Below are 12,260 nucleotides of genomic sequence, written 5' to 3' on the forward strand. Positions count from 1 at the left end.
CCCGCATCCCAAGTACGGAGAATCCATGCTGCAAGCCTATGTGAACCACGTGGCCGAGCGCGCGGCGCTCGGCATCCCGCCGCTGCCGTTGACCGCGCAACAGACCGCGGAACTGATCGATCTGCTGAAGAAGCCCGGCACCGCCGAGGCCGACTTCCTGCTGGACCTGATCACGAACCGGGTGCCGGCCGGCGTGGACGATGCCGCCAAGGTCAAGGCCAGCTACCTGGCCGCCGTGGCGCACGGCAGCGAGAAGTGCCTGATCATCAGCCGCGCCAAGGCCATCGAGCTGCTGGGCACCATGCTGGGCGGCTACAACATCGGCCCGCTGATCGAGCTGCTGGACGACGCGGAGGTCGGCGCCGTCGCGGCCGAGGCGCTGAAGAAGACGCTGCTGATGTTCGACCAGTTCCACGACGTCAAGGAAAAGGCCGACAAGGGCAATGCCAACGCCAAGGCCGTGCTGCAAAGCTGGGCCGACGCCGAATGGTTCACCAGCCGCCCCGAAGTGCCCAAGAGCCTGACCGTCACCGTGTTCAAGGTGCCGGGCGAGACCAACACCGACGACCTGTCGCCGGCGCCGGACGCCTGGAGCCGCCCCGACATCCCGCTGCACGCGCTGGCCATGCTGAAGAACAAGCGCGAGGGCGCGCCGTTCCAGCCGGAGGAAGACGGCAAGCGCGGCCCCGTGAAGTTCCTGGAGGAGCTCAAGGCCAAGGGCCACGCCGTGGCCTACGTCGGCGACGTGGTCGGCACCGGTTCCTCGCGCAAGTCGGCCACCAACAGCGTGCTGTGGTGGACCGGCGAGGACATCCCGTTCGTGCCGAACAAGCGCTTCGGCGGGGTCTGCCTGGGCGGCAAGATCGCTCCGATCTTCTACAACACCATGGAAGACGCGGGCGCGCTGCCGATCGAGCTGGACGTCTCGAAGATGGAAATGGGCGACGTGATCGAGCTGCGCCCCTACGAAGGCCAGGCGCTGAAGAACGGCGCCGTGATCGCCACCTTCCAGGTCAAGAGCGAGGTGCTGTTCGACGAAGTGCGCGCCGGCGGTCGCATCCCGCTGATCATCGGTCGCGGCCTGACCGCCAAGGCGCGCGAGGCGCTGGGCCTGCCGCCGTCCACCCTGTTCCGGCTGCCGCAAGCGCCGCAGGACAGCGGCAAGGGCTTCACCCTGGCGCAGAAGATGGTGGGGCGCGCCTGCGGCCTGCCGGAAGGCCAGGGCATCCGCCCGGGCACCTACTGCGAGCCGAAGATGACCTCGGTGGGCTCGCAGGACACCACCGGCCCGATGACGCGCGACGAACTGAAGGACCTGGCCTGCCTGGGCTTCAGCGCCGACCTGGTGATGCAGTCGTTCTGCCACACCGCCGCCTATCCGAAGCCGGTGGACGTGAAGATGCACCACGAGCTGCCGGACTTCATCTCCACCCGCGGCGGCGTCGCGCTGCGACCGGGCGACGGCGTGATCCACAGCTGGCTCAACCGCCTGCTGCTGCCCGACACCGTGGGCACCGGCGGCGATTCGCACACGCGCTTCCCGATCGGCATCAGCTTCCCGGCCGGCTCCGGCCTGGTGGCCTTCGCCGCTGCCACCGGCGTGATGCCGCTGGACATGCCCGAGAGCGTGCTGGTGCGCTTCAAGGGCCAGATGCAGCCGGGCGTCACGCTGCGCGACCTGGTCAACGCGATCCCGCTGTACGCCATCAAGCAGGGCCTGCTGACGGTGGCCAAGGCCGGCAAGAAGAACATCTTCTCCGGCCGCATCCTCGAGATCGAGGGTCTGCCCGACCTGAAGGTGGAGCAGGCGTTCGAGCTGTCCGACGCCTCGGCCGAGCGCTCGGCCGCCGCCTGCACAGTGCACCTGAACAAGGAGCCGATCGTCGAGTACATCACCAGCAACGTCACCTTGATGCGCTGGATGATCGCCAACGGCTACGCCGACGCCCGCACCCTGGGCCGCCGCATCGCGGCGCAGGAAGCCTGGCTGAAGGACCCGCAACTGCTCAAGGCCGACGCCGACGCCGAGTACGCGGCGGTGATCGAGATCGACCTGGCCGACATCACCGAGCCGATCGTGGCCTGCCCGAACGACCCGGATGACGTGAAGACGCTGTCCGACGTGGCCGGCGCGAAGATCGACGAGGTCTTCATTGGCTCGTGCATGACCAACATCGGCCACTTCCGCGCCGCGTCCAAGCTGCTGGAGGGCAAGCGCGACATCCCGGTCAAGCTGTGGGTGGCGCCGCCGACCAAGATGGACCAGAAGCAGCTCACCGAGGAAGGCCACTACGGCGTGCTCGGCACGGCCGGCGCCCGCATGGAGATGCCCGGCTGCTCGCTGTGCATGGGCAACCAGGCGCAGGTCAAGGAAGGTGCGACCGTGTTCTCCACCTCGACCCGCAACTTCCCCAACCGGCTGGGCAAGAACAGCAACGTCTACCTGGGCAGCGCCGAGCTGGCCGCCATCTGCTCGCGCCTGGGCCGCATTCCCACGCGCGAGGAGTACATGGCCGACATCGGCGTGATCAACGCCAACGGCGACAAGATCTACCAGTACATGAACTTCGACCGCATCGACGACTTCCGCAAGGTCGCCGACACGGTGCCGGCGTAAGCGCCTCGGCGCCCGCGTCAAGAACGGCCCTGCGGGGCCGTTTTTTCGTTCACACCAGCACTTCGCAGTGCTCGCCGATGGTGGGGCGCTCGCCGCTCACGGCGGCGGCCGCCAGCTTGAACAACTGGGTCGGCTTGCTCTCGCGGATGTCCCAGAACTCGGCGTGGGTGATGTGCACCTCCACCAGTTCCAGCTCGGGGTCGTCCGGGCCGCCAGGGAACCAGGCCTTGGCCAGCGGGTTGAACAGGCGCCGTCGCGCGTCGGCGTCGTCGCTGATCGTCGCCTGGCCGCTGACCGAGACGTAGTGGTCCTGGTGCGGGTCGGCGTAGGAGACATTGACGTTGCCGTCCATGCGCAGCCGCTGGCCCAGCTCGGTGCGGCGCGAGATGAAGAAGTACAGGATCGCCTGCTCGCCCAGCCCCTGGTTCAAGGTGGTGAGCGGGTGGGCATGCAGCGCGCCGTCGCCGTGCCGGTGCGTCAGCATGCCGAACCGGATGTCCTTGATCATCTCCCACAGGCGCTGGTGGGGGGTCTTGTCCTTGCTCATGGGTGTTCCTTCAACCGCTTGGGCGGGTCGTCGCCGCCATCCTGCGGCGGCCCGCTCATCCGCGGCGTCGGAAGCCTCCGCCGCCCCCTGTGCGCCGGCTCCGACACCCGCCTGCGCCGACCGCCGCCGTGGCGGCCCGGTCCGGCGGACCGCCCACTTCCCTTAGCATGCGCCGTTCCATCCGGCGAAGGCCCTTCATGTTCAAGTCGTTCTTCCTCACCCGCCGCTGGCTGCCCTGGTCGCTGCTGGGCACGGCCGTGATCCTGTTCGCCACCTGGTACCGGGTGGAACTGGACGTGCAGATCAACGAGTGGTTCGGCAGCTTCTACGACCTGGTGCAGAAGGCGCTGGCCCAGCCGGGTTCGATCACGCTGGCCGACTACTGGGGGCAGCTGAACCTCTTCCTGCGCATCGCCATGCTGTACGTGACCATCGCGGTGGTGCTGGACTTCTTCGTCAAGCACTACATCTTCCGCTGGCGCACGGCGATGAACGACTACTACATGCAGCACTGGGACAAGCTGCGCCACATCGAAGGCGCGGCCCAGCGGGTGCAGGAGGACACGATGCGCTTCGCCACCATCATGGAGGGGCTCGGCATCGACTTCATGCGCAGCCTGATGGTGCTGGGCGCCTTCCTGCCGATCCTGGCCACGCTGTCGGCCAAGGTCACCGAGCTGCCATTCTTCGGGCCGGTCCCGTATTCGCTGGTGTGGGTGGCCATCGCCTTCGCCCTGGCCGGCACGGTGCTGCTGGCGGTGGTCGGCATCAAGCTGCCGGGCCTGCAGTTCCAGAACCAGCGGGTGGAAGCGGCCTACCGAAAGGAGCTGGTCTACGGCGAGGACGACCCCGCGCGCGCCGGCGAACCGGAGACCCGGCGCCTGTTCGGCGACGTGCGCAAGAACTACTTCCGCCTGTTCTTCCACTACCTGTACTTCGACGTGGCCAAGTGGTCGTACATCCAGTTCGGCGTGCTGGTGCCCTACATCGCGCTGGCGCCCACGATGGTCGGCGGGGCCGTCACGCTGGGCGTGATGCAGCAGATCGTGCGGGCCTTCGGCCGGGTGGAGAGCTCGTTCCAGTTCCTGGTCCTGAGCTGGTCCACCATCGTGGAGCTGATGTCGGTCTACAAGCGCCTGCGCGCCTTCGAGCGGCAGATCAAGGCCGCCCCGGCGACCGTGCAGCCGGCCGCGACCGCCAGCTAGGGCTCAGTCCCCGCTCGCGGCCGCGAGCTCGCGCAACACGCCGGCGGTGGCCGCGTCCAGCGGGAAGAAGGTCTCCAGCGTCAGCTCCTGCACGGTCACGTCCACCGCGGTGCCGAACACGGTGGTGGTGCTGATGAAGCTGAGCACCCGCCCGTCGGCTGCCCGCAACTGCAGCGGCAGCGCCACGCCCAGGTGCTCGCCCTCGAGCCGGGCGTCACGGGCGTCCACCGGCGCCGGCAGGGCCTGCAGCTGCGCCAGCAGCTCGGCAAGCCGCGGGTCCCCGGTGGCCTGCACCTGCTGGCGCAGCCGCTCGAACAGGTGGGCGCGCCACTGCCCCAGGTTGACGATGCGCCCGGCCAGCCCGCGCGGGTGGAGGCTCAGGCGCAGCACGTTGACCGGAGCCTGCAGCAGGTCGGCGTCGGCTCCCGCCAGCAGGTGCGGCAGCATGCGGTTGGCCGCCACCAGGTTCCAGTGCCGGTCGACCGCCAGCGCCGGGTTGGGCTCGTGCGCCCGCAGGATCAGGTCCACCGCCGCCCGGGCCGGGGCCAGCGCCGGGTCGGCCAGCGGCCGCTCGCGGTACATCGGCGCGTAGCCGGCCGCCACCAGCATGGCATTGCGCTCGCGCAGCGGCACGTCCAGCCGCTGCGCCAGCCGCAGCACCATCTCGCGGCTGGGCAGGGCGCGGCCGGTCTCGACGAAGCTCAGGTGCCGGGTCGAGATGTCGGCCTCCCCCGCCAGCCCCTGCTGCGACAGGCGGCGGTGCTGGCGCCAGTGGCGCAGTTGGGCGCCGAAGGGCGGGGTCGAGGCGAGGGCAGGGCTGGCGGCAAGGCTCATGCGCGGATGCTAGGCGGTGCGCCGGCGTCCTTCCATGACCTCCCAGGTCATGGACCGGGTGCGCCCGGCCCGCGAGCATGCAGGCACCCACTTCCAAGGAGGCTTGCATGTCGATCTTCGCTTCTCCCCTGTTCCTGCGCCGCGTGCTCTGGGCCGATGCGGCCTCGTGCCTGGCCTGCGGGGTCGCGCAACTCGCCGCCCCGCAGCCGCTGTCCGGCTGGTTCGGCTTGCCGCCCGCGCTGCTGCTGTCCACCGGTTCGTTCCTGGTCGGCTACGCGCTGCTGCTGGCGATCCTGGCTGCGCGAACGCGGCTGCCACGCCCCCTGGTCGCGCTGGGTGCCGTCGGCAATGTCGGCTGGGCGCTCGGCTGCGGCGCGGTGCTGGCCTGGCTGACCCCGACCGCCTGGGGCATCGCCTGGGTTGCGCTGCAAGCCGCCACCGTGCTGGTGCTGGCCGACCTGCAGTGGATGGGCCTGCGCGCCACCCGCGGGCGGGCTGGCATGGCCCCGGCCTGACGGGCGCCCGCCCATGGACCTGCCGGGCCAGGCCCATGGGCTTCTTGTATGCTGTCCCACCCTCTTTTCGACAGCATCCGAGACCGTCCCATGACCCGCGTTTTCAACTTCAGCCCCGGCCCCGCCACCCTGCCCGAAGCCGTCCTGCGCCAGGCCGCCGACGAGATGCTCGACTGGCACGGCAGCGGCATGTCGGTGATGGAGATGAGCCATCGCGGCAAGGAGTTCGTGGCCATCCACGCCGAGGCCGAAGCCACCCTGCGCGAGCTGATGGGTATCCCGTCCAACTACAAGGTGCTGTTCCTGCAGGGCGGCGCGATCGGCGAGAACGCCATCGTTCCGATGAACCTGATCGCGCGCAGCGGCCGCGCCGACTACGTCGTCACCGGCGACTGGTCGAAGAAGTCGGTCAAGGAAGCCAAGACCTACGGCACCGTCAACCTGGCGGCCACTGGCGAGGCCTCGAAGTTCACGGCCGTTCCGAAGCAGGCCGAGTGGAAGCTCGATCCCGGCGCATCCTACGTGCACATCTGCTCCAACGAGACCATCGGCGGCGTCGAGTTCCACTGGACCCCCGACACCGGCGACGTGCCGCTGGTGGCCGACATGTCGTCCAACATCCTGTCGCGGCCGATCGACGTCAGCCGCTACGGGCTGATCTACGCCGGTGCGCAGAAGAACATGGGCCCGTCGGGCGTCACCGTGGTGATCGTGCGCGACGACCTGCTCGGGCACGCGCTGCCGATCACGCCCTCGGCGTTCAACTACCAGTTGCAGGCCGAAGCCGACTCCATGCTGAACACGCCGCCGACCTATGCGATCTACATCGCCGGGCTGGTCTACAAGCACGTCAAGGCCCAGGGCGGGCTGGCGGCCATGGAAGAGCACAACCGGGCCAAGGCGAAGATCCTGTACGACTACCTGGACGCCAGCAGCTTCTACCGCAACCCGGTCGCCCGCGAGGACCGCTCGCTGATGAACGTGCCGTTCACGCTGAAGGATGCGGCGCTCGACGAGGCGTTCCTGAAGGGCGCGCAGGAGCGCGGCATGGTCCAGCTCAAGGGCCACCGCTCGGTCGGCGGCATCCGCGCCTCGATTTACAACGCCATGCCGGTCGAGGGCGTCAAGGCGCTGGTCGGCTGGATGCAGGAATTCGAGAGGCAGCATGGCTAGCCGGCAGCGCCCGTTCCAGGTGCTGCTGCTCAACCCGATCTCCGAATCGGGGCTGCAGCGCCTGCCGCCCGGGCGCTACCAGGTGGGCAAGGACGTGCCGCAGCCCGACGCCGTGCTGGTGCGCTCGGCCGACATGCACGCCCTGCAGGTGCCGGCCAGCGTGCAGGCCATCGCCCGCGCCGGCGCCGGCACCAACAACATCCCGGTCAAGGCCATGACCGCGCGCGGCGTGCCGGTGTTCAACGCGCCCGGCGCCAATGCCAATGCGGTCAAGGAGCTGGTGCTGGCCGGGATGCTCATGGCCGCCCGCAACCTGCCGGCGGCGCAGCGCTTCGTGGACACGCTCGATGCCGCCACCGGCGACCTGGAGCGGCAGGTCGAGGATGGCAAGAAGGCCTTTGCCGGCTTCGAGCTGGCCGGCCAGACCCTGGGCGTGATCGGGCTGGGCAAGGTCGGTTGCCTGGTGGCGCAGTCGGCCCTGCAACTGGGCATGAACGTGGTCGGCTTCGACCCCGAGATCACCGTCGATGCCGCCTGGAGCCTGCCCTCGCAGGTGCGGCGGGCCGCCAGCGTGGCCGAGGTGCTGCGCAGCTCGCGCTTCGTCAGCCTGCACGTGCCCCTGGTCGAGGCGACCCGGCACCTGGTCAATGCCGACAACCTGCCGCTGCTCAAGCCCGGCGCCGTGCTGCTGAACTTCTCGCGGGAGGGCGTGGTGGACGACGCCGCCGTGCTGCACGCGCTCGACGCCGGCTCGCTTGGCCGCTATGTCTGCGACTTCCCGCACGGCGCCATCCTGCGCCACGCGGGCGTGATCGCCTTGCCGCACCTGGGCGCTTCCACGCGCGAGGCCGAGGACAACTGCGCCGTGATGGTTGCCGAGCAGCTGCGCGACTACCTGGAGCACGGCAACATCGTCAACGCCGTCAATTTCCCCGGCGTCGTCATGGCGCGCGAATCGGCGTTCCGCGTGGCGATCGCCAATGCCAACGTGCCCAACATGCTGGGCCAGATCTCCACCGCCATGGCGCAGGCCGGCCTGAACATCCACAACATGGTCAACAAGTCGCGCGGCGAGATGGCCTACACGCTGGTGGATGTGGACAGCGCGGTGTCCGCCCAAGTGCTGGACGAGCTGCGCGCCATCGAGGGCGTGCTGGCGGTGCGCTACCTGCCGGTCGAAGACTGAGCCGGCCGCCCGCACGGGCCGTCCGGGCTTGCGGCGCCGGGGCAGCGCTACCGCGGCAGCGGCGGCACAATGGGCCGGCTGTCCCGGGCGGGACAGGAACTCTCCGGAACAAGAAATGGAAGGACCCGATGCCGCACGCCTTTGCCCGCACCCTGAAGAGCTTCAAGATCGGCCGGCAAACCGGCAGCTTCTATTCGCTGCCGGCGCTGGCGGAGGAGTTCCCCAACGTCCGGCGCCTGCCGGTGTCGATGCGCATCGTGCTGGAGTCGGTGCTGCGCAACTGCGACGGGCTGAAGGTCAAGCCGGAGCACGTGCGGCAGGTCGCCAGCTGGTCGGCCCATGCGCCGCGTACTGAAGAGATCCCGTTCGTGGTGGCGCGGGTGGTGCTGCAGGACTTCACCGGCGTGCCGCTGCTGGCCGACCTGGCCGCCATGCGCAGCACCGCCGCCCGGCTGGGCCGCGACCCCGGCCGCATCGAGCCGCTGGTGCCGGTGGACCTGGTGGTGGACCACTCGATCATGGTCGACCACTACGGCACGAAGAACGCGCTCGACCTGAACATGAAGCTGGAATTCCAGCGCAACCGCGAGCGCTACGAATTCATGAAGTGGGGCATGCAGGCCTTCAAGACCTTCGGCGTGGTGCCGCCCGGCTTCGGCATCGTGCACCAGGTCAACCTGGAGTACCTGGCGCGCGGCGTGCACAAGACGCCCGAGGGCGTGTACTACCCCGACTCGCTGGTGGGCACCGACAGCCACACCACCATGATCAACGGCATCGGGGTGGTCGGCTGGGGCGTGGGCGGCATCGAGGCCGAGGCCGCCATGCTGGGCCAGCCGGTGTACATGCTCACGCCCGACGTGGTCGGCTTCGAGCTGACCGGCCGCCTGCGCGAGGGCTGCACCGCGACCGACCTGGTGCTCACCGTGACCGAGCTGCTGCGCAAGCACAAGGTGGTGGGCAAGTTCGTCGAATTCTTCGGCGAGGGCACGCGCACGCTGGCCGTGCCCGACCGCGCCACCATCGGCAACATGGCGCCCGAGTACGGCGCCACCATGGGCTTCTTCCCGGTCGACGAAAAGACCATCGAGTACTTCCGCGGCACCGGCCGCAGCAAGGAGGAGATCGACGCGCTGGAGGCCTACTTCCGCGCCCAGGGCCTGTTCGGCATCCCGCTGGCCGGCGAGCTGGACTACTCGCAGGTGGTGAAGCTCGACCTGGGCGAGGTCACGCCCAGCCTGTCCGGCCCGAAGCGGCCGCAGGACCGCATCGAGCTGGGCAATGTCAAGGCGCAGTTCACCCGCCTGTTCAGCGCGCCGATGGCCGAGAACGGCTTCAACCAGCCGGCGCAGACGCTGCAGACGCGGCAGCTGCTGCACCCCGGCGGGGAGGCGCCCGACCTGAAGACGCCGGCCGCCCCGCCGCTGCGGCGGGGGGCGATCGACTCGGAGACCGAGATGGTGACCAACCGGCCGACGCTGGCCTCGGCCCAGTTCGAGGCCCCGGCCACGCTATCGGCGCCGCACGATGTGACCATCGGCAATGGCGACGTGCTGATCGCCGCCATCACCAGCTGCACCAACACATCCAACCCCGGCGTGCTGCTGGCGGCCGGCCTGCTGGCGAAAAAGGCGGTGGAGGCCGGCATGAGCGTGCAGCCGCACATCAAGACTTCGCTGGCACCCGGCTCGCGCATCGTCACGGAGTACCTGCAGAAGACCGGCCTGCTGCCCTACCTGGAGCGGCTGGGCTTCACGGTGGCCGGCTACGGCTGCACCACCTGCATCGGCAACTCGGGCGACCTGGCGCCGGAGATCAACGAGGCGATCGCCAAGGGTGACCTGGTGTGCGCGGCGGTTCTGTCGGGCAACCGCAACTTCGAGGCCCGCATCCACCCCAACCTCAAGGCCAACTTCCTGGCCAGCCCGCCGCTGGTGGTGGCCTACGCGCTGGCCGGCACCGTGCTGAGGGACCTGATGACCGAGCCGGTCGGCAAGGGCCACGACGGCAAGGATGTCTGGCTGGGCGACATCTGGCCGTCGAGCGAGGAGGTCCACAAGCTGATGAAGTTCGCCATGGACGGCGACGCGTTCCGGCGCAACTACGCCAAGGTCAAGGAGGATCCGGGCGAGCTGTGGAAGGGCATCCGCGGCGTCACCGGCGACACCTACGCCTGGCCGTCCAGCACCTACATCGCCGAGCCGCCGCTGTTCCACGGCTTCGATCCGCAGCCGCCGGCCGCCAACGACTCGAAGCAGGACGTGTCGGTGCGCGGCGCGCGCGTGATGGCGCTGTTCGGCGACTCGATCACCACCGACCACATCTCGCCGGCCGGCTCGATCAAGGCCGACTCGCCGGCCGGCCAGTGGCTGCTGGCGCATGGCGTGGTCCAGCCCGACTTCAACAGCTACGGCTCGCGCCGCGGCAACCATGACGTGATGATGCGGGGCACCTTCGCCAACGTGCGCATCAAGAACCTGATGATCCCGGCGCTTCCCGACGGCTCGCGGGTCGAGGGCGGACTCACGCTGTACCGCGACGCGCAGGGCCGACAGGAGCAGATGCCGATCTTCGACGCCGCGATGAAGTACGTCGCCGAGGGCCGGCCGACCGTGATCTTCGCCGGCGAGGAATACGGCACCGGCTCCTCGCGCGACTGGGCGGCCAAGGGCACCCAGCTGCTGGGCATCAAGGCGGTGATCGCGCGCAGCTTCGAGCGCATCCACCGCAGCAACCTGGTGGGCATGGGCGTGCTGCCGCTGCAGTTCCAGGACACCGACACCTGGCAGTCGCTGCAGCTCGATGGCTCCGAGCTGGTCGACGTGATCCCCGACCCCTCGCTGCGCCCGCGCAGCGATGCCAGGGTGGTGGTCCGGCGCGCCGACGGCAGCAGCCGCGAGATCACGGTGACGCTGCGCATCGACACCGAGATCGAGGTGCAGTACTACCGGCACGGCGGCATCCTGCCGTTCGTGCTGCGGCAGTTGCTGGCCGCCTGAGCCGCGCGGGCGGGGCGTGTCGCGCAGGCGGCAGCCCGGCCCGCCGCGCCGCCGGCCGGCGCTTCGGGACCCGAAGTAACCGGCCGTAAACTCGGATCGACCCCGCCTGGCGCGGGTTGCAACGGGGACCCCGACTTGATCCGATCCAGTGCCGCCGACCAGGCCCTTGCGCCGCCCACCGGGCCGGAGGCAGCCATTGGAGCGGATCCGGCAGCGCCCGCGGCGCAGCCCGAGGTGCTGCGGCTGGTGCGGGTGAGTCGCGCCCGGTTGCGCGGTTCTGCCATGGACGAGCTATTCGCCGCCCGCCAGCGCGTGCATGGCGAAGGCCGGGTTCCCGGCCTGTGTGGCGCGGTGCTGCATGTGGCCGGCTGGTTCGTGCTGTGGCAGGAGGGTCCCGAGACCGCGATCGAGGCCGCCCTGAAGACCGCCAGCCGGCGCCGGCACGAGGTGCCGCGCATCCTGCACCGCAGCTTCGGGCCGCGCACGCTGCACGAGCCGCTGACCCTCAGCGCTACCCAGTGGCTGGAAGGCCCGGTGCCGTTCGAGCGCCGGATCGACGCGGTGGCGCAGGCCGCGGGCACGATGCACCCGCAGGACGTCTGGCGCGTGCTGAGCAAGCCCTGTACGCTGACGCCGCCCGCCATCCTGCCCAGCCTCGACCGCCGCTTCGGCCTGCTGGCCGCCCACGACCAGCGCGCGATCGAGCGGGCGCGCCGCATCGCCGACCACTTCGATCGCCCGCTGGTGTACCGCCGCTTCGCCGATGCGGCGCCGGGCACCAGCGACTTCGGCGCCGCCTACCTGGACCTGCCGCTGCACGATCGGACGCTGCGCGTGCAGGCGGTGTCGCGGCGCGCGTTCGGCCATCCGCTGGTGCATGAGGCCTTGCGGCCGGCTGACCGGCTGGTGCTGCTGGTGGGCGAGCAGGCCCGCCCGACGCTGGAGCTGGCCGCCGGCATGGCCGGCTTCCTGCGGCGCATGGATCCGCGGGCGGTGATCGAGCTGGTGGCCCAGGACGCCGCGGTCGGCGCCGCCGTCGCCGACGTCCTGCGGGGCCAGGTCAGCGCGGCCCTCTCGCTGCGCGAAGCGGCCCTGAGCGAGGCGCAACTGGTCGCATTGCTGCTCGGCGCCGCCGCGCAGGTGCCCGCCGCCTGAGCCGGCTGCCGCGGCGCCGCGCTCATTGG

9 protein-coding genes are annotated in these 12,260 nt (G+C 70.0%); 7 read left to right on the top strand and 2 right to left on the bottom strand.

Annotation, left to right across the window (positions count from 1 at the left end; all coding sequences use genetic code 11):
* The first annotated feature begins 25 nt into the window (after positions 1-25).
* Positions 26-2,617, top strand: coding sequence for a bifunctional aconitate hydratase 2/2-methylisocitrate dehydratase (gene acnB, locus PE066_RS15890; protein ID WP_271233499.1), 2,592 nt, complete (start codon positions 26-28; stop codon positions 2,615-2,617).
* A 49-nt stretch (positions 2,618-2,666) separates the two neighbouring features.
* On the opposite strand, the gene PE066_RS15895 is transcribed toward acnB, so the two are convergent.
* On the bottom strand, positions 2,667-3,164 hold the full coding sequence (locus PE066_RS15895; RefSeq protein ID WP_271233500.1) for a pyridoxamine 5'-phosphate oxidase family protein: 498 nt from the start codon (positions 3,162-3,164) through the stop codon (positions 2,667-2,669).
* A gap of 197 nt (positions 3,165-3,361) precedes the next feature.
* Here PE066_RS15895 and sbmA point away from each other — a divergent pair, with 197 nt between their 5' ends.
* Positions 3,362-4,369: a peptide antibiotic transporter SbmA gene (gene sbmA / locus PE066_RS15900; RefSeq protein WP_271233501.1), complete on the top strand. Its 1,008-nt coding sequence runs from the start codon at positions 3,362-3,364 to the stop codon at positions 4,367-4,369.
* Between the two features lie 3 nt (positions 4,370-4,372).
* Here sbmA and PE066_RS15905 read toward each other — a convergent pair whose 3' ends face one another.
* Positions 4,373-5,203, bottom strand: coding sequence for a helix-turn-helix domain-containing protein (locus PE066_RS15905; RefSeq protein ID WP_271233502.1), 831 nt, complete (start codon positions 5,201-5,203; stop codon positions 4,373-4,375).
* A 107-nt stretch (positions 5,204-5,310) separates the two neighbouring features.
* Here PE066_RS15905 and PE066_RS15910 point away from each other — a divergent pair, with 107 nt between their 5' ends.
* The 5 genes from PE066_RS15910 to PE066_RS15930 all read left to right on the top strand — a co-directional run bounded on the left by PE066_RS15910 (position 5,311) and on the right by PE066_RS15930 (position 12,231).
* Entirely contained in the window at positions 5,311-5,718 is a 408-nt protein-coding gene (locus PE066_RS15910) for a hypothetical protein (protein WP_271233503.1), read from the top strand.
* 90 nt (positions 5,719-5,808) lie between these two features.
* On the top strand, positions 5,809-6,891 hold the full coding sequence (serC, locus tag PE066_RS15915; RefSeq protein WP_271233504.1) for a 3-phosphoserine/phosphohydroxythreonine transaminase: 1,083 nt from the start codon (positions 5,809-5,811) through the stop codon (positions 6,889-6,891).
* The gene (locus PE066_RS15920; protein WP_271233505.1) at positions 6,884-8,077 is read left to right on the top strand and encodes a phosphoglycerate dehydrogenase; all 1,194 of its coding nucleotides are present in this window, start codon (positions 6,884-6,886) and stop codon (positions 8,075-8,077) included. Before serC ends, PE066_RS15920 begins: the two co-directional genes overlap by 8 nt.
* Positions 8,078-8,205: 128 nt before the next feature.
* Positions 8,206-11,076, top strand: coding sequence for an aconitate hydratase (locus PE066_RS15925; protein ID WP_271233506.1), 2,871 nt, complete (start codon positions 8,206-8,208; stop codon positions 11,074-11,076).
* 135 nt (positions 11,077-11,211) lie between these two features.
* The gene (locus PE066_RS15930; RefSeq protein WP_271233507.1) at positions 11,212-12,231 is read left to right on the top strand and encodes a hypothetical protein; all 1,020 of its coding nucleotides are present in this window, start codon (positions 11,212-11,214) and stop codon (positions 12,229-12,231) included.
* Positions 12,232-12,260: the final 29 nt, after the last annotated feature.

The sequence above is a fragment of the Ramlibacter tataouinensis genome, assembly GCF_027941915.1.
Classification (GTDB): domain Bacteria; phylum Pseudomonadota; class Gammaproteobacteria; order Burkholderiales; family Burkholderiaceae_C; genus Ramlibacter; species Ramlibacter tataouinensis_C.

What these genes read in the sequence shown, in the direction of transcription:
- acnB (WP_271233499.1), top strand. Translation starts at nt 26, where the DNA reads ATGCTGCAAGCCTATGTGAACCACGTGGCCGAGCGCGCGGCGCTCGGC.
- PE066_RS15895 (WP_271233500.1), bottom strand. Translation starts at nt 3,164, where the DNA reads ATGAGCAAGGACAAGACCCCCCACCAGCGCCTGTGGGAGATGATCAAG.
- sbmA (WP_271233501.1), top strand. Translation starts at nt 3,362, where the DNA reads ATGTTCAAGTCGTTCTTCCTCACCCGCCGCTGGCTGCCCTGGTCGCTG.
- PE066_RS15905 (WP_271233502.1), bottom strand. Translation starts at nt 5,203, where the DNA reads ATGAGCCTTGCCGCCAGCCCTGCCCTCGCCTCGACCCCGCCCTTCGGC.
- PE066_RS15910 (WP_271233503.1), top strand. Translation starts at nt 5,311, where the DNA reads ATGTCGATCTTCGCTTCTCCCCTGTTCCTGCGCCGCGTGCTCTGGGCC.
- serC (WP_271233504.1), top strand. Translation starts at nt 5,809, where the DNA reads ATGACCCGCGTTTTCAACTTCAGCCCCGGCCCCGCCACCCTGCCCGAA.
- PE066_RS15920 (WP_271233505.1), top strand. Translation starts at nt 6,884, where the DNA reads ATGGCTAGCCGGCAGCGCCCGTTCCAGGTGCTGCTGCTCAACCCGATC.
- PE066_RS15925 (WP_271233506.1), top strand. Translation starts at nt 8,206, where the DNA reads ATGCCGCACGCCTTTGCCCGCACCCTGAAGAGCTTCAAGATCGGCCGG.